We start from the raw sequence: 657 nt of genomic DNA, 5'->3' as shown, positions 1-657 counted from the left end.
TAATTTTTTGTTTCTATCAATGGTGCTAGAGCCTAGCTTTTCAGAATTAACCTCGATGATTTTAAAAAGCCCTTGAAACCTTCTCTCGCTCTCTATGCCTTTAGTGGAATCTTCAATATTATTAAATATTTGTGATAGATTAATATTTAAATCTTGGAGATAACTTTTATTGCTTAAAGCATTTAGTAAAACATTTTCAAAAAGCTCACTAGGAAGGATAAAAAAGCCCTTAGTATCTAGTATTCTCTGTCTAGCACTAAGAGCTTTTGTGTCATCTAATTTTGCATAATCCCCCCCCCCCATTTGCCCTTACATATTCTTTTAGATTCTCACAAATGAAGCGGTAAAATAAAAATCCCAAAACATAAGACTTAAAATCCCAACCATCGACACTACCTCTTAAATCATCAGCTATTTTCCAAATCTTATTGTGTAATTCCTCTCTTTGTAACTTAGAATCCATAATTATCCTTAAATTTTAATGTCTAAAGGTGATATTCTAGTATTTTAAATATTAGGTAGTTATTAAAAAGTTAGTTTAGATTAGAATATTATTGTAAAAATAATTTATTTAAAAGGGGTTTTTAAAAGGAGCTTTAAATGAGAATTTATAAAAAAGTGGGGGGGGGTAAATGGAGCTGAAAATTTAAAAAATTG

The 657-nt window shown here is 29.4% G+C and carries 1 protein-coding gene and 1 pseudogene; both read right to left on the bottom strand.

Features of this window, described 5'->3' with window-relative positions:
* Positions 1-303 (bottom strand): annotated as a pseudogene (locus tag CQA44_RS12235) (type I restriction-modification system subunit M); the annotation flags it as partial.
* Positions 272-463, bottom strand: coding sequence for a type I restriction-modification system subunit M N-terminal domain-containing protein (locus tag CQA44_RS12230; protein WP_115547440.1), 192 nt, complete (start codon positions 461-463; stop codon positions 272-274). The pseudogene CQA44_RS12235 and the gene CQA44_RS12230, both read right to left, overlap by 32 nt.
* Positions 464-657: the final 194 nt, after the last annotated feature.

It is taken from the genome of Helicobacter sp. MIT 14-3879 (assembly GCF_003364125.1).
This window is presented reverse-complemented; position numbering and strand designations above follow the sequence as displayed.